This window comes from Streptomyces sp. NPDC088762 (assembly GCF_044750905.1).
In the GTDB taxonomy this organism is placed as follows: domain Bacteria; phylum Actinomycetota; class Actinomycetes; order Streptomycetales; family Streptomycetaceae; genus Streptomyces.
This window is the reverse complement of record NZ_JBIVKT010000010.1, coordinates 270973-290865: the sequence shown is the minus strand read 5'-3', so window position 1 is coordinate 290865 and position 19893 is coordinate 270973. Positions and strand designations below refer to the sequence as shown.

Annotated in this window: 20 protein-coding genes; 12 read left to right on the top strand and 8 right to left on the bottom strand. The window is 72.1% G+C overall.

Annotated elements, in window-relative coordinates:
- Window positions 1-18: 18 nt before the first annotated feature.
- The 3 genes from ACIP5M_RS23245 to cobS all read right to left on the bottom strand — a co-directional run bounded on the left by ACIP5M_RS23245 (window position 19) and on the right by cobS (window position 4902).
- Window positions 19-3150, bottom strand: a complete 3132-nt coding sequence (locus tag ACIP5M_RS23245; RefSeq protein WP_401199939.1) for an efflux RND transporter permease subunit — start codon at window positions 3148-3150, stop codon at window positions 19-21.
- A gap of 126 nt (window positions 3151-3276) precedes the next feature.
- Window positions 3277-3972, bottom strand: a complete 696-nt coding sequence (locus ACIP5M_RS23240; RefSeq protein ID WP_401199986.1) for a response regulator — start codon at window positions 3970-3972, stop codon at window positions 3277-3279.
- A 105-nt stretch (window positions 3973-4077) separates the two neighbouring features.
- Window positions 4078-4902, bottom strand: coding sequence for an adenosylcobinamide-GDP ribazoletransferase (cobS, locus tag ACIP5M_RS23235; protein ID WP_401199936.1), 825 nt, complete (start codon window positions 4900-4902; stop codon window positions 4078-4080).
- A gap of 85 nt (window positions 4903-4987) precedes the next feature.
- Here cobS and ACIP5M_RS23230 point away from each other — a divergent pair, with 85 nt between their 5' ends.
- The gene (locus ACIP5M_RS23230; protein WP_401199933.1) at window positions 4988-5761 is read left to right on the top strand and encodes a hypothetical protein; all 774 of its coding nucleotides are present in this window, start codon (window positions 4988-4990) and stop codon (window positions 5759-5761) included.
- Between the two features lie 94 nt (window positions 5762-5855).
- Here ACIP5M_RS23230 and ACIP5M_RS23225 read toward each other — a convergent pair whose 3' ends face one another.
- Window positions 5856-6134 (bottom strand): hypothetical protein, encoded by a 279-nt coding sequence (locus ACIP5M_RS23225; protein WP_401199931.1) that lies wholly within the window; start codon window positions 6132-6134, stop codon window positions 5856-5858.
- A 13-nt stretch (window positions 6135-6147) separates the two neighbouring features.
- Window positions 6148-6942 (bottom strand): PspA/IM30 family protein, encoded by a 795-nt coding sequence (locus tag ACIP5M_RS23220; RefSeq protein WP_401199928.1) that lies wholly within the window; start codon window positions 6940-6942, stop codon window positions 6148-6150.
- A 279-nt stretch (window positions 6943-7221) separates the two neighbouring features.
- Here ACIP5M_RS23220 and ACIP5M_RS23215 point away from each other — a divergent pair, with 279 nt between their 5' ends.
- Both ACIP5M_RS23215 and ACIP5M_RS23210 read left to right on the top strand, forming a co-directional pair.
- On the top strand, window positions 7222-7830 hold the full coding sequence (locus ACIP5M_RS23215) for a DUF3043 domain-containing protein (RefSeq protein WP_401199925.1): 609 nt from the start codon (window positions 7222-7224) through the stop codon (window positions 7828-7830).
- A 74-nt stretch (window positions 7831-7904) separates the two neighbouring features.
- Complete coding sequence (locus tag ACIP5M_RS23210; RefSeq protein ID WP_401199922.1) at window positions 7905-8612, top strand: class I SAM-dependent methyltransferase; 708 nt, start codon at window positions 7905-7907, stop codon at window positions 8610-8612.
- A 53-nt stretch (window positions 8613-8665) separates the two neighbouring features.
- Here the strand turns inward: ACIP5M_RS23210 and ACIP5M_RS23205 are convergent, their stop codons facing one another.
- On the bottom strand, window positions 8666-8878 hold the full coding sequence (locus ACIP5M_RS23205; RefSeq protein WP_401199919.1) for a hypothetical protein: 213 nt from the start codon (window positions 8876-8878) through the stop codon (window positions 8666-8668).
- 160 nt (window positions 8879-9038) lie between these two features.
- Between ACIP5M_RS23205 and ACIP5M_RS23200 the strand changes: the two genes are divergently transcribed.
- The 6 genes from ACIP5M_RS23200 to ACIP5M_RS23175 all read left to right on the top strand — a co-directional run bounded on the left by ACIP5M_RS23200 (window position 9039) and on the right by ACIP5M_RS23175 (window position 16314).
- On the top strand, window positions 9039-10244 hold the full coding sequence (locus tag ACIP5M_RS23200; RefSeq protein ID WP_401199916.1) for a bifunctional adenosylcobinamide kinase/adenosylcobinamide-phosphate guanylyltransferase: 1206 nt from the start codon (window positions 9039-9041) through the stop codon (window positions 10242-10244).
- 24 nt (window positions 10245-10268) lie between these two features.
- A complete protein-coding gene (locus ACIP5M_RS23195) occupies window positions 10269-11165 on the top strand; it encodes a DMT family transporter (RefSeq protein WP_401199914.1) in 897 nt (298 codons plus the stop codon).
- Window positions 11166-11198: 33 nt separating this feature from the next.
- On the top strand, window positions 11199-12263 hold the full coding sequence (cobT, locus tag ACIP5M_RS23190; RefSeq protein ID WP_401199911.1) for a nicotinate-nucleotide--dimethylbenzimidazole phosphoribosyltransferase: 1065 nt from the start codon (window positions 11199-11201) through the stop codon (window positions 12261-12263).
- Between the two features lie 84 nt (window positions 12264-12347).
- Window positions 12348-14246, top strand: a complete 1899-nt coding sequence (locus ACIP5M_RS23185; RefSeq protein WP_401199909.1) for a phosphatidylglycerol lysyltransferase domain-containing protein — start codon at window positions 12348-12350, stop codon at window positions 14244-14246.
- Window positions 14243-14956, top strand: coding sequence for a hypothetical protein (locus ACIP5M_RS23180; protein WP_401199906.1), 714 nt, complete (start codon window positions 14243-14245; stop codon window positions 14954-14956). Before ACIP5M_RS23185 ends, ACIP5M_RS23180 begins: the two co-directional genes overlap by 4 nt.
- A 179-nt stretch (window positions 14957-15135) precedes the next feature.
- Complete coding sequence (locus ACIP5M_RS23175) at window positions 15136-16314, top strand: sensor histidine kinase (protein WP_401199985.1); 1179 nt, start codon at window positions 15136-15138, stop codon at window positions 16312-16314.
- Window positions 16315-17092: 778 nt separating this feature from the next.
- Here ACIP5M_RS23175 and cyaB read toward each other — a convergent pair.
- Entirely contained in the window at window positions 17093-17665 is a 573-nt protein-coding gene (cyaB, locus tag ACIP5M_RS23170) for a class IV adenylate cyclase (protein ID WP_401199904.1), read from the bottom strand.
- A gap of 14 nt (window positions 17666-17679) precedes the next feature.
- Window positions 17680-18525 carry an XRE family transcriptional regulator gene (locus tag ACIP5M_RS23165; RefSeq protein ID WP_401199902.1) on the bottom strand — a complete coding sequence of 282 codons (846 nt, stop codon included), beginning with the start codon at window positions 18523-18525 and terminating at the stop codon, window positions 17680-17682.
- A 104-nt stretch (window positions 18526-18629) separates the two neighbouring features.
- Between ACIP5M_RS23165 and ACIP5M_RS23160 the strand changes: the two genes are divergently transcribed.
- Genes ACIP5M_RS23160 through ACIP5M_RS23150 form a run of 3 tightly spaced genes read left to right on the top strand, consistent with a single transcriptional unit; the run spans window position 18630 to window position 19574 of the window.
- The gene (locus tag ACIP5M_RS23160) at window positions 18630-18773 is read left to right on the top strand and encodes a hypothetical protein (RefSeq protein ID WP_401199899.1); all 144 of its coding nucleotides are present in this window, start codon (window positions 18630-18632) and stop codon (window positions 18771-18773) included.
- Window positions 18766-19023: a hypothetical protein gene (locus ACIP5M_RS23155; protein WP_401199896.1), complete on the top strand. Its 258-nt coding sequence runs from the start codon at window positions 18766-18768 to the stop codon at window positions 19021-19023. Before ACIP5M_RS23160 ends, ACIP5M_RS23155 begins: the two co-directional genes overlap by 8 nt.
- A 56-nt stretch (window positions 19024-19079) precedes the next feature.
- Window positions 19080-19574, top strand: coding sequence for an NUDIX hydrolase (locus ACIP5M_RS23150; protein ID WP_401199894.1), 495 nt, complete (start codon window positions 19080-19082; stop codon window positions 19572-19574).
- Window positions 19575-19893 lie beyond the last annotated feature (319 nt).

The following is a 19893-nucleotide window of genomic DNA, read 5'->3' as shown; positions in this document are numbered from 1 at the left end:
CCCCTGTCCGTCAGCCGGTCAGACCCTGGCCGGGGTCTCGTCGTCCTGGGCGGTCGACGGGTTCGGGACCACCGTCAGGCGGGCCGTCTTCTTCGCGCGGCGGCGCTCCTTGCGGAGCTCCACCATCGTGTAGAGCGTCGGGACCAGGAGCAGCGTCAGCAGGGTGGAGCTGACCAGGCCGCCGATCACCACGACGGCGAGCGGCTGCGAGATGAAGCCGCCCTCGCCGGTGACGCCCAGCGCCATCGGGAGCAGCGCGAAGATCGTCGCCAGGGCGGTCATCAGGATCGGCCGCAGGCGGTGGCGGCCGCCCTCGATCACGGCCTCGACGACGCCCAGGCCCTGGGCGCGGTACTGGTTGACCAGGTCGATCAGGACGATCGCGTTGGTCACGACGATGCCGATGAGCATCAGCATGCCGATCATCGCCGGGACGCCCATCGGGGTGCCGGTGACCAGCAGCAGGCCGAGCGCCCCGGTCGCCGCGAACGGGATCGAGACCAGCAGGATCAGCGGCTGGACCAGCGAGCGGAAGGTCGCGACGAGCAGCATGAACACGATCGCGATGGCCGCGAACATGGCCAGGCCCAGCGAGGCGAAGGCCTCGTCCTGGTCCTCCGAGACGCCGCCGATGGAGGCCGTGGCGCCTTCCGGCAGGTCCAGGGCCTTGATCTTCGTCTGGAGATCGGCGCTGACCGCGCCCGTGTTGTCGCCGACCGGCTTGGCCGTGACGGTGGCGGCGCGGGCGCCGTCGATCCGGGTCATCGCGACGGGGCCGGGGACCACCTTGACCTCGGCGATGTCGCCGAGCCTGAGCGGGCCGACCGGGAGCGCCTGCAGTTCGGCCAGGGTGGTGGCCGGCTGCGCGGAGCGGATGACGATGTCCCGCTCGGTGTTGTCCAGTACGGCCTTGCCCGCCGGGTTGCCCCGTACGGCCTGCGCCACGATCGCGCCGAGCGCGGCCTGGTTCAGGCCCGCGTCCGCGGCCTTGGGGGTGGCGGTGACCGAGATCCGGGGTACGGACTGGGACAGGTCGCTCTGCACGTCGGTGACGTTGTCGAGGGTGGCCACCTGGGCCCGGACCTGCTCGGCGGCCCGGGCGAGGACCTCGCCGTCGCCGGCCTTGACGACCACGCGGAGGTTCTGGTTGTTGAAGCCGTCGCCGGCCGCGATCCGGGTCTCGCCGATGCCGTCGAGCCTGGCCAGCTCGTCCTCGATCCGCTTCTTCACGGCCTCCGCGTCGCCCGCGTCCTTCAGCGTGACCTGGTACGAGGCCTGGTTGGAGCCCGTACCGCCGCCGAAGGCCGCGAGGAACCCGGAGGAGCCGACGGTGACCTGGTAGCTCTTGACGCCGTCCACGGAGGCCAGGGCCTTCTCGACCTTGCGGCTCGCCTCGTCGGAGGCGGCCAGCGAGGTGCCGGGGGCCAGCTCCTGCTTGACGGTCAGGACGTCCTGCTCGCCCTGGTCGAAGAAGTTGGTCTTCAGCAGCGGGGTCATCCCGAAGGTGCCGACGAGGATCACGACGGCGAGGGCCACGCTCGTCAGGCGGCGCCGGGTGGCGAAGCCCAGGACGCGGACGTAGAGCTTCTGGAGACGGCTGCGCGCCTCCTTCTCCTCGGCCTCACGACGGGCCCGCGCGGCGCTCTCGGCGTCTCCCGCGGCCACGCCCTTCGGCGCGCTCAGGAACCAGTACGAGAGCACCGGTACGACCGTCAGCGAGACGAGCAGCGAGGCCAGCAGGGCGGCGGTGACGGTGAGCGAGAAGGAGCCGAAGAGTTCGCCGATCATGCCGCCGACGAGGCCGATCGGCAGGAAGACGGCGACGGTGGTGAGCGTGGAGGAGGTGACCGCGCCGGCGACCTCCTTGACCGCGGTGAGGATGGCGGTCTCGCGCTCCTCGCCGTAGCCGAGGTGGCGCTTGATGTTCTCCAGGACCACGATCGAGTCGTCGACGACGCGGCCGATGGCGATGGTGAGCGCGCCCAGCGTCAGCATGTTGAGCGAGAGGTCGCGGGTCCACAGCACGATGAGCGCGAGGACGACGGACAGCGGGATGGAGACCGCGGTGACGAGCGTCGAGCGCAGCGAGGCGAGGAAGACCAGGATCACGATCACCGCGAAGAGCAGGCCGAGCAGGCCCTCGGTGGTGAGGCTGGAGATGGACTTGGCGACGGCCGGACCCTGGTCGCTGACGACGGTGAGGTCGGCGCCGGCGCCGAGCGTGGAGCGCAGCTCGGGCAGCTTGTCCTTGACGGCGTCGGAGATGGCGACGGCGCTGCCGTCCTTGTCCATGGTCAGGACGAGGGCGAGGCTGGGCTTGCCGTTGGTGCGGGTGATGGAGACGGCCTTGGCGGCCTCCTGCTTCACCGTGGCCACGTCGCCGAGGCGGACGGCGGGCTTGCCCGGTCCGGGGCTCAGGCGCAGGTCCTCGATCTGGGCGAGGGAGGTGTAGCCGGCGCCGACGCGGACGGTGCGGTTCTTGCCCTCCTCGTCGAAGGAGCCGGCGGGCACGCTCGCGCCGCCCGCCTGGAGGCCCTGGGCGAGGGCGGCGCCGTCGAGGCCGGCGGCCGCGAGCTTGGCGTTGTCGGGGGTGACGGTGACCTGGAGGTCCTGGACGCCGTCGACGGTGACCTGGCCGACGCCCTCGATGTCCGACAGCACGGGGACGACGGAACGTTCCAGCTGGTCGGCGAGCGCCTGCTGGTCCTTGTCGGAGGTGACGGCGAGGATGACGGTCGGGATGTCGTCGGTGGAACCGGCCACGACCTGCGGGTCCACCTCGGCGGGCAGCCGGACGCGGGCCCGGTTGACGGCCTGCTGGACGTCGGCGACGAGCTGCTTGGTGCCGCTGTCGCCGTAGTCGAAGGTGGCCGTGATGAGGGCGTTGCCCTCGCTGGCGGTGGAGGTGATGCCGGTGATGCCGTCGACGCCCTTGAGCATGGCCTCGATCGGTTCGACGACCTGCTTCTCCACCACGTCGGGCGAGGCGCCCTGGTACGGCGCGAGCACGGACACCATCGGCAGTTCGATGGAGGGCAGCAACTGCTGCTTGAGCTGCGGGATGGCTATGGCGCCGAAGAGGAGCGCGACGAGCGACACGAGGCCGATCAGCGCCCGTTGGGCAAGGCTGAAGCGGGACAGCCACGACATGGGTATGGGATCTCTCTGCAGTGACGAAGGCGAGGGCCTTTTCAGCCTTGTCCATGCCGTGGCTCCGCTGCGTCGCTCGCAGGTCCCGTCCTTATGTGCGGCATACCGCGTCCGCAGTACGCCGCACTACTCCGCGCGGGGCCGGACCAGTCCCGATTCGTAGGCGATGACCACCAATTGCGCCCGGTCGCGGGCACCGAGCTTGGCCATGGCCCGGTTGACGTGGGTTTTGACGGTGAGCGGGCTGACCTCCAGCCGTCCGGCGATCTCGTCGTTGGACAGGCCGGCGGCCACGTGGACGAGGACCTCGCGCTCCCGGACGGTCAGTGCGGCGAGCCGCTGCGCGTGCGAGCCGGCCGTGGCCGCGGCGGCGGCCGGGTCCGCGCCGCCGCCCTGGGCGAGGAAGGTGGCGATGAGCCCTTTGGTGGCGGCCGGGGAGAGCAGCGCCTCGCCGGCGTGCGCGACCCGGATGGCGTTCAGGAGGTCTTCGGGCTCGGCGCCCTTGCCGAGGAAGCCCGAGGCGCCGGCCCGCAGGGCGGCGGCGACGTACTCGTCGACCTCGAAGGTCGTCAGCATCACCACGCGTACGGCGCCGAGTTCGGGGTCCGCGCTGATCAGGCGGGTCGCGGCGAGCCCGTCGGTGCCGGGCATCCGGATGTCCATGAGCACGACGTCGGGCCGGGCGCGGCGGGCGAGTTCGAAGGCCTGGGCCCCGTCGGAGGCCTCCCCGACGACCTCCATGTCGGGCTCGGAGTCGACGAGCACCTTGAAGGCGCTGCGCAGCAGCGCCTGGTCGTCGGCGAGCAGCACCCGGATGGGCACGGCGGGGGCGGTGGGGGCGGTGGGGGTCGGGTCCGTCCGGATGTCGTCCACGGGGTGAGCCTACGCGGGCACCCGCGGGGCACCTGCCGGGGGACGGGGCCCGGCTCAGCCCAGGGCGAGGACGATCAGGGCGGTGGTCGCGGAGACCTCGGCCAGGGCGCCGAAGACGTCGCCGGTGACCCCGCCGAAGCGCCGGACGCAGCGGCGCAGCAGCAGGTCCGCCGCGAGCAGGGCGGCGAGGACGGCAGCGGCGTGCCGGCCGGCGGCCGGGAGGCCCAGCGGGAGGGCGGCGGCCGCGGCCGCGGCCACGGTGAGTGCGGTGACGGCGGCGGCCGCACGGTGCGGGAGCACTCCGGCGACCGCCGCGCCGAGTCCTTCGGGGCGGGCGGCGGGGACGCCTGCGCGGGAGGCGAGGGTCATGGCGAGGCGGGCGGTCACGGCGGCGGTCACGGCGGCGAGGGCCCCGCGGATCCAGCTGCCGGCGTACGCCTCGGACAGGGCGGCCACCTGGACCAGGAGCAGGAGGACCAGGGTGACGACGCCGAAGGGGCCGATGTCGGACTGCTTCATGATCCGCAGCGCGTCCTCGGCCGGTTTGGCGCTGCCCAGTCCGTCGGCGGTGTCGGCGAGCCCGTCGAGGTGCAGCCCCCGGGTCAGCGCGGCCGGTACGGCGACGGTGACGGCCGCGGAGAGCATCGGGCCCCCGCCGAGCAGGAGGAGGAGCACCCCGGGCACCGCCGCGAGCAGGCCCACGACCAGCCCGGCGACGGGGGCGCAGGCCATCCCGCTGCGGGCGGCGGGGCGGTCCCAGCGGGTGATGCGGGCGGGCAGCACGGTGAGCGTGCCGAACGCGAAGCGCAGCCCGTCGGGGAGGGAGGCGCGGCCCGGGGCCGGCGGCGGCAGTGGCGGATCTTCGTACGAATCTGTCATCGGCGCGAACGCTACCCGCTGAAGGTCAGCGGTAAATTACCGCATACGCGGCAAACCGGGTTCGGCTGAAGAGAGAGCTGGTGCGATGGGTCACTGGTGGTATCGCAACGTCGTCGAACCGGGCAAGCTGCCCCTCCTTCTCGCCCTGCTCTCCTTCGTGCTGTCGTTCCTGGTCACCCGCATGATCACCCGGATGATCCGGGCCGGGAGAGGCCCCTTCAAGAACATCACCCCGGGCGGCATGCACGTCCACCACGTGGTGCCCGGCGTGATCCTCGTGATCATCGGCGGTTTCGGCGCCGTCGGCAGCGGCCGCTACGGACTCGGCGCGATGGTCTCGGCCGTCCTCTTCGGGCTGGGCGCCGGCCTGGTCCTGGACGAGTTCGCGCTGATCCTGCACCTCGACGACGTGTACTGGAGCGAGCAGGGCCGCAAGAGCGTGGAGATCGTGGTCCTGACGGCCGCCCTGGTGGCACTGGTCCTGGGCGGATTCGTGCCCTTCGGGGTGAACGACCTGACCGCCGAAGAGCGGCAGAGCCGCGGGCTGGTCGCCATGAACACGGCCACCAATTTCTTCCTGGCCCTGATCGCCCTGTGGAAGGGCAAGGCGCGCACCGCCCTCTTCGGGGTGGTGGTCCCCTTCGTGGCCCTGATCGGCGCGATCCGCCTCGCCCGGCCCGGATCCCCGTACGCGAAGAGGTTCTACGCCAAACGCCCGCGCGCCCGGGCCAAGGCGGGACTGCGCGCCTTCCACCACGACCGGCGCTGGGCGGCGCCGCGCCGCAGGTTCGAGAACTTCATCGGCGGGACGCCCGATCCGGAGCAGGCCGTCTCCCTGCGCAAGCCGTCCGAGCACTGAGCGGGGAACGACGCCGACGGGCCCGCCCCCTCGGAAGGGGGCGGGCCCGTCGCCGTACCGGTCCGCCGGCGTTCGGGCGCGCAGCCCGCCGTCCTCAGCCCGGGATGAGCCCGTCGTCGCTGAGCATCTGCCTGACCTCGTCGAGCGTCGCGTCCTCGGCGGGCAGGATCAGCTCGGACGGCTCCAGCGCGTCATCGGGGAGCGGCTTGCCGAGCCGCCGCACGGCATCGAGCAGTGCGCCCAGCGTCCGCCGGAAGCCTTCCCCGTCCCCGGACTCCATCTCCGCGAGGAGTTCGTCGTCCAGCTTGTTCAGCTCGGCGAAGTGGCCGTCGGCCACGTCCAGCTGGCCTTCCCCCATGATGCGGACAATCATGACGGGCCCCGTCCTACTGCTTGTCGAACCGGTGCTGGGTCTGCGACTGCCGGTCGGTGCCCGGGGCGCCGCCCTCGATGGCCTGCTGCTGGGCGGAGGGGCCGCCCGCCAGCTCGGCCTTCATGCGCTGGAGTTCCAGCTCCACGTCCGTACCGCCCGAGAGGCGGTCCAGTTCGGCCTGGATGTCGTCCTTGGCGCCGAGCCCGCTCTGGTCGTCGAGGGCACCGGAGGCCAGCAGCTCGTCGATCGCGCCGGCGCGGGCCTGCAGCTGGGCGGTCTTGTCCTCCGCCCGCTGGATGGCCAGGCCGACGTCGCTCATCTCCTCGGAGATGCCGGAGAAGGACTCCGCGATCCGGGTCTGCGCCTGAGCCGCGGTGTAGGTGGCCTTGATGGTCTCCTTCTTGGTGCGGAAGGCGTCCACCTTGGCCTGGAGGCGCTGGGAGGCCAGCGTGAGCTTCTCCTCCTCGCCCTGCAGGGTCTGGTGCTGCACCTCCAGGTCGCTGACCTGCTGCTGGAGCGAGGCGCGGCGGGCCAGGGCCTCGCGGGCCAGGTCCTCGCGGCCGAGGGCGAGGGCCTTGCGGCCCTGGTCCTCCAGCTTGGCGGACTGTCCCTGGAGCTGGTTCAGCTGGAGCTCCAGGCGCTTGCGGGAGGTCGCCACGTCGGCGACTCCGCGGCGCACCTTCTGCAGCAGTTCGAGCTGCTTCTGGTACGAGTAGTCGAGGGTTTCGCGCGGGTCCTCGGCCCGGTCCAGGGCCTTGTTCGCCTTCGCGCGGAAGATCATCCCCATACGCTTCATGACACCGCTCATGGGCTTCGCGCGCCCCCTTCTAGACGGACTGTGCTCCAGGTCACCGACAGAACCCACAGTACGGGCCCTGTCTCCATTACCGCACTGTTCGAGGACGGATGCGCTCCTCCTCCAGGACGACTACGCCCCCGCCGTGTCAGGCGTGAGGAGTAGGTGGTCCCCCAACAGGCACGCTCCCCCGGGGGCGGACCCCCGGCACGGACCGTGCACTGGGAAGACGCCCGCCGTTGCCGGATCGTTCCCCACCGGGGTGGGGCCCATGCCCGCAACCACGTAGGCTTGGGTTTTGTGTTTGGGAACCGCTCCTCCAAGGAAGAGAAGGACGCCGCCACCGACAAGGTGACCGCCGGCCTCTCGCAGCCCCGTGACCCGCAGGCCCCGAAGGGCCGCCCTACGCCGAAGCGTGCTGTGGCCCAGTCGCAGCGCAAGGCCGTGGTGGCCTCGACCGGCAACCGCAAGGAGGATGCCAAGCGCGCCCGTGAGCGCCGCCGCGCAGAGATGACCAAGCAGCGCGAGGCGCTGGCCAGCGGCGACGAGCGCTACCTGCCCGCGCGGGACAAGGGCCCGGTCCGCCGGTTCGTCCGCGACTTCGTGGACTCCCGCTTCTCGGTCGCCGAAATGTTCCTGCCGCTGGCCGTGGTCATCCTCGTGCTGAGCATGATCCGGGTGCCGTCGATCCAGAACATCGCGCTGCTGCTGTGGCTGGCCGTGATCGCCCTGATCATCGTCGACTCCATCGGCCTGGTCTTCCGCCTCCGCAAGGCGCTGAACGCCCGCTTCGCGAACGAGCCGCGCCGCGGCGCCGTCGCGTACGGCCTGATGCGCACCCTCCAGATGCGCCGGCTTCGCCTGCCGAAGCCGCAGGTCAAGCGCGGGGAACGGCCCTGAGCGGATTTTCCGAGGGCGCCCGCCTCTGGCTCGAGGGCCTGGGCGGGCTCCGTAACGCCGTCCGCCAGGAACTCGTGGGCCGCCAGGTCGACGAGCAGATCGCGCACCGCTTCCCCGTGGGGCAGCGGCTGCGCGTGCTCGACGTCGGCATGGGCCAGGGCACGCAGGCGCTGCGCCTGGCCCGCGCCGGGCACAAGGTCACGGGCCTGGAGCAGGACCCCGGCATGCTGACCGTCGCGCGTGCCGCCCTGGACCGGGAGCCCGCCGGGATCCGAGACCGGGTGCGGCTCATGGAGGGCGACGGCCGCGAGACCGGCGCCCATTTCCTGCCGGGCAGCTTCGACGTGGTGCTGTGCCACGGGGTGCTGATGTACGTGCCCGAGCCGGACGCCATGCTCGCCGGGCTGGCCCGGATGCTGGCTCCCGGAGGGCTGCTGTCCCTGCTCGTGCGCAACGGCGACGCGCTCGCCATGCGGCCGGGGCTGGACGGCGACTGGAAGGGTGCGCTGGCCGCCTTCGACAGCGTCGACTACAGGAACCGGCTCGGGCTGGACGTGCGTGCCGACCGGCTGGCCGACCTGACGGCCACGCTGTCCGGGATCGGCGCGCCGCTGCAGTCCTGGTACGGGGTGCGCGTCTTCACCGACGGCACCGAGGCGGGCGAGACCCTGCCGCCCGACGAGGAGCTGGAGCGGCTGCTGTCCGCCGAGGACCGCGCGGGCCGCACCGACCCCTACCGGGGCGTGGCCGCGCTGCTGCACCTGTGCGGCGTGCGGGGCTGAGCCCGCAGCGCGGGGGCCGGGGGCTGCGCCTCCCGTACCCCGCGCCTCGGGGGCTACGCCTCCAGGGCCTCGCGCAGGCTCATCGTGTAGAGCTCGGTGCCGCCGTCGTCGGACAGCTTGACCTGCTCGACACCGCCCTCCAGCAGGTCCTTCCAGTACTCACCGATCCAGGACTCCGCGTCCCCCTGCGTGGTGAACTCCTCCGGCACCACCGACGGGCTCGTCTCCGTGCCCTCGGCCGTCTCGAACCGCCACGTCCACGCCATGTCCGCCTCCGTTGCTCGTCCGCTGCTCGCACGCTGCTCGCCCAGGGGGTGTCCCGCCGGTGCGGCCGGGCTCGCGGCCTCACCGACGGGACACCCCCTAGAGTCTGCCCGCAGAGTAACCGGGCGCGCACCACTCCCGGCGACGCGGGAGGATCATCCTGTGGAACTCACTCTGCTCGGCACCGGCACACCCGAGGGCCTGCCCCGCCCCGGCTGTCCCTGTGCGGCCTGCGCGCTCTCCGTCGGCGTCCGCTCCCGCGCCGCCACGGCCGTCCTCGTCGACGGGGCGCTGCTGCTCGACCTGACCCCGGGGGCGGTGCTGGCCGGCGCCCGGGCGGGACATTCGCTGACCGGCGTACGGCAGGTCCTGCTGACGCACCCGCACGGCGGCCCCGCGGTGGAGCTGCCGCCCGGGCTGCCGGCCGCGGGGCGGGTGCCCGACGGGCGGGAGCTGTCGGTGATCTCCGGCCACCGGGTGCGGGCGGTGCCGATGGACGCGCCGGGCACCGGGTACGAGGTGACCGGCCCGGACGGCAACCGGCTGCTGTACCTCCCGCCGGGCGGGGCGCCCGCGGGAACGAACGGGGCGACCGGGCAGCGGCCGTACGACGTGGTCCTCGCGGACGTGCTGGGCCGGCCCGAGGCCCTGGCCAGGCTGCGGGCGAGCGGCGCGGTGGGCCCGGCCACGGACGTGATCGCCGTCCACCTCGACCACGACACCCCGCCCGGCCGGGAGCTGGAGCGCCGGTGCGCGGCCGCCGGGGCCCGGGCGGTGCCGGACGGGACCACCGTGACCGTCGGGGAGTACGAGGCGGCGGCCGACCTGCCGCGCCGCACCCTGGTGCTGGGCGGGGCCCGCTCCGGCAAGTCCCACGAGGCGGAACGACGGCTGGAGGCCTTCCCCGGGGTCGTCTACGTGGCCACCGGCGGCACCCGCGATGGGGACGCGGAGTGGGCGCAGCGGGTCGGCCTGCACCGGGAGCGCCGGCCCGCGAGCTGGCGTACGGCGGAGACCTGCGATCTGGTGCCGCTGCTGGCCGAGACCGGTCCGCCGCTGCTGATCGACTGCCTGGCGCTGTGGCTGACGGACGCGATGGACCGGGCGGGGGCGTGGGACGACGCGGTCTGGGCCGCGCACGGGCAGACCGAGCTCCGCAAGCGGATGGCGGAGCTGGTGGCGGCGGTGCGCGCGACGCGCCGTCAGGTGGTGCTGGTCAGCAACGAGGTGGGCTCGGGCGTCGTCCCGGCGACCGCCTCGGGACGCCGCTTCCGCGACGAGCTGGGCCGGCTGAACGCGACGGTCGCGGGCGAGTGCGAGCACGTGCTGCTCGTCGTCGCGGGGCAGGCGACCGTACTCAAGGACTAGCCGAGCAACGGCGGGGGTGATCCCGTGGATGCCGCGAGGACGAGCGCAGAGCGCGCCGGGCTGGCCGCCTTCGCCGGGTGCTGCCTGCTGAGCGGCGGCAATGCGATCGGCGTGCGGTTCAGCAACCGCGAACTGGACCCGCTGTGGGGCGCGTCGCTGCGGTTCGGGGCGGCCGCGGTGGTGCTGCTGGCGGTGACGGCCGTCATGCGCCTCGCGCTGCCGCGCGGACGGGCGCTGGCCGGCGCGGTCCTGTACGGGGTCCTCAACTTCGGGGTGACCTTCGCGCTGGCCTACTACGCGCTGGTCCGCGTCCACGCCGGGCTGGGGCAGACGCTGCTGGCACTGGTTCCGCTGGTGGCGCTGCTGCTGGTGGTGGCGCAACGGCAGGAGCCCTTCCGGAAGCCGGCGCTGGTGGGCACGCTCGTCGCGGCCGCCGGGGTCGCGCTGGCCTCGCGGGCTCCGCTGCAGGGCGGAGTGCCGGTGCTGTCGCTGCTGGCGGTGCTGGGGGCCGTGCTGTCCTTCGCCGAGGCGACCGTGCTCGTCCACCGGCTGCCGCCGGTCCACCCGGTGGTGATGAACGCGGTGGGCATGACCGCCGCGACGGTGGTGCTGCTCGCCGGTTCGCTGGCCGCCGGGGACACCTGGCGGCTCCCGCAGCGGACGGCGACGTGGTGGGCGCTGGCCTACATGGTCGTGGCGGGCTCGGTGCTGACGTTCGTCTTCTACCTGGTGGTGGTGCGTCACTGGGGCGCGTCGCGCGCTGCGTACGTCTTCGTCGTCATCCCCGTGGTGACGATCCTGCTCTCCGCCTGGCTCGACGACGAGGAGCTGACGGCGGGTCTGCTGCTGGGCGCGCCCCTGGTGATGGCGGGCGTCCACCTCGGTGCGCTGAGGCCCGGCCGGCACCGGGACACCCCCTGAGGGGAGGGCCTCACCGGCTGTACGCTTCGGCAGATGAGCACGCTGAATCTCGACGACTTCTCCGATCTGATCGAGCGCCCCGACGGGGGCGTGCGACGTGATGCCGAGGAACGCCGTGAACGCCTCTCGGTGCCGCCCGGCGCGCTGGGCCGGCTCGACGAGCTCGCCGAGTGGCTCGCCGCCGCTCAGGGGCGGGTCCCGGTCACGCCGGTCGAGCACCCGCGCGTGGTGCTGTTCGCCGCCGACCACGGGATCGCCTCCGAGGGCGTCTCCGCCCGGGCCGCGTCCACCGGCCACGAGCTGGTGCGGGCCGTGCTCGACGGGACCAGCCCCGTCGCCATCCTGGCCGGCCGGCTCGGCGCCACGGTGCGGGTCGTCGACGCAGGCCTGGACTGCGACCCGGAGCTGCTGCCCGAGGACGTGACCCGCCACCGGGTGCGGCGCGGCAGCGGCCGGATCGACCGGGAGGACGCGCTGACGGTCGAGGAGGCGCAGGCCGCGCTCCGGCTGGGGATGCGGATCGCCGACGAGGAGGCCGACTCCGGTACGGACCTGGTGGTCCTCGGCGATCTGAGCGTCGGCGGCACCACCGTCGCCGCCACCCTGGTCGCCGCGCTGTGCGGCACCGACGCCTCCGTGGTGACGGGCCGCGGCGGGCTGCCCATCGACGACCTCGCCTGGATGCGCAAGTGCGCGGCGATCCGCGACGCGCTGCGCCGGGCCCGCCCGGTCCTCGGCGACCAGGTCGCGCTGCTGGCCGCGGTGGGCGGCGCCGACGTGGCCGCCATCACCGGTTTCCTGCTCCAGTGCGCGGTGCGCCGTACGCCGGTCATCCTCGACGGCGTCGTTTCGGCGGCCTGCGGACTGGTGGCCCAGCGTGCGGCGTTCCGGGCGCCCGACTGGTGGCTCGCCGGCCAGGCGAGCGGCGAGCCCGGCCAGGCGAAGGCACTGGACCGGATGGCACTCAACCCGGTGCTCGACCACGGCGTCACAGTGGGCGAAGGTACCGGGGCATTGCTGGCACTCCCCCTGGTCCAGGCGGCTGCCGCACTCGCGGCGGAACTCCCGGAGCAGGCGGCGCAGGAGCCGACGGCATGAGCCACCGGGGCCCGCGGTCCTGACCAGGCCGCAGTCCCCGGACAGGCCCACCATGGATCGCGACGCCCCATATGATCGCTTTTTATGGGAGAGGTCCGTTTGACCAGCGTAGAGACCGACCGCGGCGCCGTACCGGTGCCGGGACCGGCATCCGGCAGGAAAGAGACCGGCGGCGATTCCGCCGGAAAGGCGGCGGGGGGCGGCCGGGAGACCGGCCGGGGGAGCACCCGCTCACGGCGCAGCGCCGCGCTCGCGGTCTGGTACCTGCGCGCCGTCACCTTCGTCAACTTCCTCAGCGCGGTGTGGGTTTCGCTCGGCCAGGACTTGCGCCGGCACAACATCGAGGACTTCTACACCCCGTACCTGCTCACCGCGGGCTTCGCGTCCGGCCTGTTCTCGCTGATGCTGGCCGTCACCATGGGCCGCCGCAAACGCGCCGCGTGGATCCTGAACCTGGTGCTGGGCGGGATGCTGCTGCTGGCCTTCCTGCGGGCGGCCTTCGCCCCGTGCGTCCAGTGGGGCGACTTCAACCTGTGCTACCCGGAGTTCCGCGAGCACACGCAGAACTGGGTCTCGCTCGTCCTGACCGCCCTGTTCGTCGGCGCCCTGCTGCTGGGCCGCCGGGAGTTCTACGCCAAGGGCGACCGCTCCAACCCGGCGCTCGCCACCGTCGTGGCCGCCACGGGCCTGCTGGTCACCTCGCTGATCGCGGCCCTGCTCGTCGGCGCCACCAACACCGCCGAGGCCGGGGCCGAGGCCACCTTCCTGTCCCGCTGGCGGTACGGGGTGATGCGCCTGATCACCCTGGACCCGGACGCCCAGGCCTACCGCACGATCACCACCCCCGCCTGGGTGGACGTCTTCATCAACGTCATGTCGATGCTCCTGCTGCTCGCGGTGCTGTTCGCGGCCTTCCGCTCGCGCCGCGCCGTCGACCCCCTCTCCGAGGAGGACGAGGAGCGGCTGCGGGCCCTGCTCGCCAAGCAGGGCGACCGCGACTCGCTCGGCTACTTCGCGCTGCGCCGCGAGAAGTCCGTCATCTGGTCCCCCACCGGGAAGGCCGCCGTCACCTACCGCGTCGTCGGCGGGGTCTCGTTGGCCTCCGGCGACCCGATCGGCGACCCCGAGGCCTGGCCCGGGGCCATCGAGCCCTGGCTGGCCGAGGCCCGCGAGCACGGCTGGGTACCGGCCGTGATGGGCGCGAGCGAGGAGGCCGGGCAGATCTACGCCCGGCACGGACTGGACGCGCTGGAACTGGGCGACGAGGCGATCGTCGAGACCGCCGACTTCACGCTGGAGGGCCGCGCCATGCGGACCGTCCGGCAGGCGTACAACCGCGTCAAGCGGGCCGGCTACACGGTGCGGATCCGCCGGCACGCCGACATCCCGGCCGAGGAGATGGACGAGCTGCTGCTGCGCGCCGACGACTGGCGCGACGGCGCGACCGAGCGCGGCTTCTCCATGGCGCTGGGCCGACTGGGCGACCCGGGTGACGGCCAGTGCGTGATGCTGGAGTGCACCGACGGCAACGGCGAGCTGCGGGCCGTGCTGTCCTTCGTACCGTGGGGGCCCAAGGGCCTGTCGCTGGACCTGATGCGCCGTGACCGGGACTCCGAGAACGGCCTGATGGAGTTCATGGTCATCGAACTCCTCGAACGCTCCAAGGAGATCGGGGTCACCCAGGTCTCGCTGAACTTCGCCATGTTCCGGTCCGTCTTCGAGCGCGGTTCGCGGCTCGGCGCGGGTCCGGTGCTGCGGATGTGGCGCTCGCTGCTGAGCTTCTTCTCCCGCTGGTGGCAGATCGAGTCCCTCTACCGGGCCAACGCCAAATACCGGCCGATCTGGGAACCGCGGTTCATGCTCTTCGAGAAGAGTTCGGACCTGCTGCGTATCGGTATCGCGGCGGGCCGGGCCGAGGGCTTCCTGGAAGCACCCGGCCTGCCGAAGTGGCTGCACCGCAGACACCTGGAGACCCGCCGTTGACAGCGTGGACCACCTCCTCACTCGCGGAGTTCGCCCGCCGCGAGTGGGGGCCCCTGTTCCGGACCGTCCGGGACGCGCTCGTCCACGACACGTGGCGGGCGGTCCCCATGACCCTCGGCGCCGTCTGCCTGACCTCGGTCTTCCAGGTCGTGCAGAACACGCCGTGGGGCTTCCAGCCGGTCCAGAACCTGGGGTCGGTCAAAGCGGCCGACCCCCTGTGGCTGGCCCTGCTGCGCACCCCGCTATCCCTGTTCGTGCCCGCCCTGGACCTGCCCGTGTGGGGGGCGCTCGCGCAGATCCTCCTCGTCTTCGGCATCTGTGAGATCTGCATCGGCTGGTGGCGCACGCTGCTGATCGGCTACGTCGCCACGCTCGCCGGGACCACGTACGCCCGGATCGGGCTCTCGCTCGGCCCCGACCACCCCTTCGGCCTGCCCGTGTCCGACCGGATCGTCAACGACACCGGGCCCTCGGCGGCGGTAGTCGGCCTCGCGATCTACGTCTGCTGGCGCTACCGCGCCTACCTCACCGGCACCGCCGTGGTCCTCGTGATGATCGGCGAGGTGCTGATCAAGGACAACCTGGCGGGCAAGGAGCACCTGGCGGCCATCGCCGCGGTCATGGCGGTGTGCGTGGTCCGGGCGCAGTGGGGCCCGGAGCGCTCCCGGCAGCCGCTGGGCCGGCGCCCTCCGCCGGTGGACAGCCGGTAGCCGGTGGCCCGGTGTCCGGTGGGCAGCCGGTAGCCGCCGGCCCGGTGTCCGGTGGCCAGCCGGTAGCCGCCGGCCCGGTGTCCGGTGGCCAGCCGGTAGCCGCCGGCCGGCGCGCGGGCAGGCCGTACCGTATCCGCGTGACGACAGACCTCGGGCGGTTCGCGCCCACCCGGCAGTGGATGCGGGTGCACCCGCTCGCCACCGATGCCGTGCTCGCGTTCGGGGCGCTCGTCGCCATGGTCGTCGGGTCCTTCGCCGATCCGCACGGCCCGCACGGGCCCACCTTCGGAACGCGCACCCCCGAGCCGTTCTCGCTGCTGCTGATGCTGCTCGGGGCGGCCGCCCTGGTCTGGCGGCGCCGGCGGCCGCGCACCGTACTCGCCGTGACCTGCGGGCTCTCGCTGCTGGAGCTGACCACCGGGGAGCCGCGGGCGCCCGTCGCCATGTGCACGGTGATCGCCCTGTACACGGTGGCCTCGCGCACCGACCGGCCCACCACCTGGCGGATCGCGCTGCTCACCATGACGGGGCTGACGGGCGTGGCCATGCTGGCGGGGCCGATTCCCTGGTACGCCCAGGAGAACCTCGGGATCTTCGCCTGGACGGGCATGGCCGCCGCCGCCGGTGACGCCGTGCGCAGCCGGCGGGCCTTCATCGACGCCATCCGGGAACGGGCCGAGCGGGCCGAGCGGACCCGGGACGAGGAGGCACGGCGGCGGGTCGCCGAGGAGCGGCTGCGGATCGCCCGGGACCTGCACGACGTGGTGGCGCACCACATCGCCCTGGTCAACGTGCAGGCGGGGGTGGCCGCACACGTCATGGACAAGCGGCCGGACCAGGCGAAGGAGGCCCTCGCGCACGTACGGGAGGCCAGCCGGTCGGCACTGAACGAACTGCGCGCCACGGTCGGGCTGCTGCGGCAGTCCGGCGACCCGGAGGCGCCGACGGAGCCCGCGCCGGGGCTGGCCGTCCTGGACGAGCTGGTGGACACCTTCCGGCACGCCGGTCTGCCGGTGGAGGTCATCGTGCAGCTGGGGCCGGCGGAGCAGCCGCTGCCCGCGGCGGTGGACCTGGCGGCGTACCGGGTGGTGCAGGAGGCGCTGACCAACGTACGCAAGCACGCGGGCCCGGGGGCCCGGGCGGAGGTCAGCGTGGTCCGGGTCGGCCCCTCGGTGGAGGTGACGGTCCTGGACGACGGCGGCGACTCCGCCGACTCGGCCCCCTACCCCTCCGCCCCCGGCGGCGGCCACGGCCACCTCGGCATGCGCGAACGCGCGGGCGCCCTCGGCGGCTCCTGCTTCACGGGGCCGCGGTACGGGGGCGGGTACCGGGTGCATGCGGTTCTGCCGCTGGGGTAGCGGTGGTCGGTCGGGGGCTCGGCCCGGCTTGTTGCCCGGGCGGGCTTTTGCCCCCTCGAGCCGCCGGGGGCCGGTCGGCGGCTGCCCACCCACCTCCCGGCGGGTCGGGGCGGAGAGCTGGCGGGGCCCGGCGGGGCGGACGGGGACGGCTGGGCGGGACCGGGGAGGCCGGGGCCCCGGCGGGGCGGACGGAACAGCCGGGCGGGACCCGGGGAGGCCGGGGGCCCCGGCGGGGCGGGAGCGGACAGTCGACCGGAACCAAGGAGGTCGGGGCCCCGGCTGGGCGGTCTCAGAGAAGGTATGGGGCTTCCCGTCAGCCTCATCGTCCTTCCGCGTCGGGCCGGCCTGTCAAGGGCGCTCCCTGCGGTCGCGTCGCTTCGCGATCGCCCTCGGCGACCCTTGACAGACCGACCCGCCACGGAAAAACGAAGACTGCCGGGAAACCCCCAAAAGAACGGGCCGGTCGAAGGAGCAGGGACGGCCGTAGTCAGAGATGCGGCGGGCGGCCGGGCGTCGGCCCACCAGGCAGCCGGGCCCGTTTCCGAGCCGCCGGGGCCGATCCACGCATCAGATCGCTACGCGCTCCTCATTTTTCAGCGTCCGGCGACCGTCCTGGGCTGATACCCGCACCAAAAGACGACCAGAGAGTCGTTCGGGGGCGGCCGGCGCGTCAGATCGCTACGCGCTCCCCCTATCTCAGCGTCCGGCGACGGTCCTGGGCTGATACCTGCACCAAAAGACGAACAGAGCAGCTCCGGGCTCGCAGGGCTTGCGCTACTCAGTTTCCAGCGGCTTCATTCAGACGCCGGGCCTTGACCGATGCGGTGTACAGCTCGGAAGTGAGGTCATCCGGGCCGATGCCCAACTCGGCGAGGACGGTCCGGATGTCGTCGAGTGCTGCGAGCACGTCCTTCTCTTCCACCTGGGTCTCCAGCTCAAGGAACGTACCGTCCAGTTCGGGGACCCGGACCAGGGTGGCGAGCATCTGCCGGCCTTGGGCCTGGAAGGCGTAGTTCCTGCACCTCTTCTCGAAGGCGACGGCCGGCACGTAGCCGAGGCCCCGCAGGGTTGCATGGACGGCCTCAGCGTCATCGACACGGGTTTCGTGTTCGGGCTTGGACCCGGATTCCTCATCGACCCTGGCGCCTTTGTAGGTGAGAACGGTGCGGGTCTCATCCGGACCGTGCACGGTCCGGACCCGCAGCTCCTCGTCCCGCGCTTCCAGAGTGCCGTCCACGGTGTCGTAGTAGGTGTCCTGGTACACCTCGGCCCGTCCTGCGGCCCGTTCGTCCAGCCATCGCAGTGTCTCTTGCGGTGCGTGGACGCGTGCCTTCAGCTCCGCTTCGATCATTCGTCAGTCCCCTCTCACACCGTGCGTTCGGCCCCCACGGCGATAGCCTCGAACATGCGCTGGAAACCCCTGAACAACGGGCCGTGCGGGGTTTGCATCACCTTGTAAGTGGCAGATTCATGTCCTTCCCAGCCCGCGTCGAACGCCCCGACGAACATGGTGGAGTCAGCCCGGATCACCCGCCATGTCGGCAGCATGCCGTACCTGTACACCTTGATGTCACAGACCTCGGCAAGCTCACGCAGCCGTGCCTCAGCCAGCCGCACACCACTGGCGAGCGATTCTGCGGACTCGCCGATCTCGGCGGCACGTACCGCAACGGCCGGTGCCTCCGGGTCCAGCAACAGCACCCGGACCCGCAGATGACCCTTCGACCGGGCGAGGTGAGGGCGCAACATTGAGTCATTCAGGCCGACCAGGCCGAGCCCCCGCACCGCGAGAACATCCAGCTCCCTCGCAGTCCGCACCTGTTGTTGTATTTCTTCCCTGGCCGAGGCCTGCGCCGAGTAGACCCGTACCACTTCCGGGAAGGCTGCGAGGTCGAAGGCGGCTCCGCCGGACCGCTGCTCACGACCGGCCGCCAGCCCGAGTAGATGGCGTGCATCGTCCGGCATCTTCAGTCCGTCCGCGACCCTTTCGTACACATCGAGACGCGATACCTCACGGCGGCGATTGATGATCTCGTTCACCCGTGCCTGGGTCATCCCAACTGCCGCAGCAATGCGCGCCTGACTCGCCCCGCCGTACTGCTGCACATAACGGAACACGGCTCCGACATCACGCGCCCGAAGAGCCTGTCGAACGTCTGCCCGCTCCCACGCCCAGTCGGGCAGGGAAACCGGGATGAGTGGTGTGGCCACGATCGACAACCCCCGTCATCTGCCCGCGAGATGGAAAGTCATCTCACCGTGAGATTACCGCCCGGATATCGACCTTGTACGCACTGTCACCGGATTCTCTTTGCATGACACTCGACACCGACCACTCACCTGATGACCCCTGGCCAAGCCGGGAGGGCAGGCCCGAACTCAGCCCAGACCTCCTCGACCGCGCCAGGGTCGGCTGGGAGCGGTTCATCGCCTCCATGGAAGAGCCGTCAGATGCCTGAACGCTACGAGTACGTCCCCCACCACCTCCTCCGCCGACGAGTCCGTGACATCGCCTCCGGCGCCGAGGGCCTACTTATGGCCGTGATCAGCGAGAACGTCTCAGACTCGCTCGCCCACGAACATTGGATGGAGCTCGCCTACATCCGGGGTGCATCCGGCCGCGAGTTCACTACTGCCGTCGAAAACGTCGAGCCCGCATACGACGAGCCTCAGACGGACCGCAGACGTCGAGAAAAGAGGAGCGCGTAGCGATCTGGAGCGCTTGGGTGCTCCGCAGACCGATCTCTCCTCCTAGGCTCATGTGCATGAGTAACAGCGCCCAGCCGAACAGGTCAACGCCACGTCACTCCGTGTCGGTTGCCGGGGTCGTGGTGCGCGATGACGGCCGCTTGCTGGCCATCCGACGAGCTGACAACGGGACGTGGGAGCTGCCGGGCGGAGTGCTGGAGCTGGCGGAAACACCGGAGGACGGGGTGAGACGGGAAGTCCTCGAGGAAACCGGCATCCACGTGGAAGTGGACCAGCTCACCGGCGTCTACAAGAACACCACGGCTGGCGTGGTGGCCTTGGTCTTCCACTGCAAGCCCTCCGGCGGTAGTGAACGCCTCTCCGGTGAAACCACGGCAGTCCACTGGCTCACTCGGCAACAGGTCACCGAACGGATGTCCGAGGTCTACGCAATCCGCCTCTTGGATGCCCTCGACGGCCACGGCCCCCACGTGCGCAGCCATGATGGGCGCCAACTACTCACAGAGCAGCCCAAGACGGCCGCCGGACGCCGAGATATGAGCAGCGCGTAGCGATCTGACGCGCCCACCAACGCCGAATGACTCTCTGGTCGTCTTTTGGTGCGGGTATCAGCCCCGGACGGTCGGCGGACGCTGAGAAATGAGGAGCGCGTAGCGATCTGTCGCGTGGATCGGCGCCGGCGGCCCGGGAACGGGCCCGGCTGCCTGGCGGCCGACGCCCGGCAGCCCGCCGCATCTCTGGCCAGGGCCGTCCCTTATCCCTCGACCGTTCCGTTCTTTTGGGGTTTTCCCGGCAGTCTTCGTTTTTCCGTGGCGGGACGGTCTGTCAAGGGTGGCCGAAGGCCATCGCGAAGCGACGCGACCGCAGGGA

Bases quoted from the DNA above. Each gene is read 5' to 3' on its own strand.
- ACIP5M_RS23205 (WP_401199919.1), bottom strand. From the start codon at position 8,878: ATGGCGTGGACGTGGCGGTTCGAGACGGCCGAGGGCACGGAGACGAGC.
- ACIP5M_RS23175 (WP_401199985.1), top strand. From the start codon at position 15,136: ATGCGGGTGCACCCGCTCGCCACCGATGCCGTGCTCGCGTTCGGGGCG.
- ACIP5M_RS23220 (WP_401199928.1), bottom strand. From the start codon at position 6,942: ATGAGCGGTGTCATGAAGCGTATGGGGATGATCTTCCGCGCGAAGGCG.
- ACIP5M_RS23225 (WP_401199931.1), bottom strand. From the start codon at position 6,134: ATGATTGTCCGCATCATGGGGGAAGGCCAGCTGGACGTGGCCGACGGC.
- ACIP5M_RS23185 (WP_401199909.1), top strand. From the start codon at position 12,348: ATGGGAGAGGTCCGTTTGACCAGCGTAGAGACCGACCGCGGCGCCGTA.
- ACIP5M_RS23245 (WP_401199939.1), bottom strand. From the start codon at position 3,150: ATGTCGTGGCTGTCCCGCTTCAGCCTTGCCCAACGGGCGCTGATCGGC.
- ACIP5M_RS23150 (WP_401199894.1), top strand. From the start codon at position 19,080: ATGAGTAACAGCGCCCAGCCGAACAGGTCAACGCCACGTCACTCCGTG.
- cobS (WP_401199936.1), bottom strand. From the start codon at position 4,902: ATGACAGATTCGTACGAAGATCCGCCACTGCCGCCGCCGGCCCCGGGC.
- ACIP5M_RS23230 (WP_401199933.1), top strand. From the start codon at position 4,988: ATGGGTCACTGGTGGTATCGCAACGTCGTCGAACCGGGCAAGCTGCCC.
- ACIP5M_RS23155 (WP_401199896.1), top strand. From the start codon at position 18,766: ATGCCTGAACGCTACGAGTACGTCCCCCACCACCTCCTCCGCCGACGA.
- ACIP5M_RS23160 (WP_401199899.1), top strand. From the start codon at position 18,630: ATGACACTCGACACCGACCACTCACCTGATGACCCCTGGCCAAGCCGG.
- cyaB (WP_401199904.1), bottom strand. From the start codon at position 17,665: ATGATCGAAGCGGAGCTGAAGGCACGCGTCCACGCACCGCAAGAGACA.
- cobT (WP_401199911.1), top strand. From the start codon at position 11,199: ATGAGCACGCTGAATCTCGACGACTTCTCCGATCTGATCGAGCGCCCC.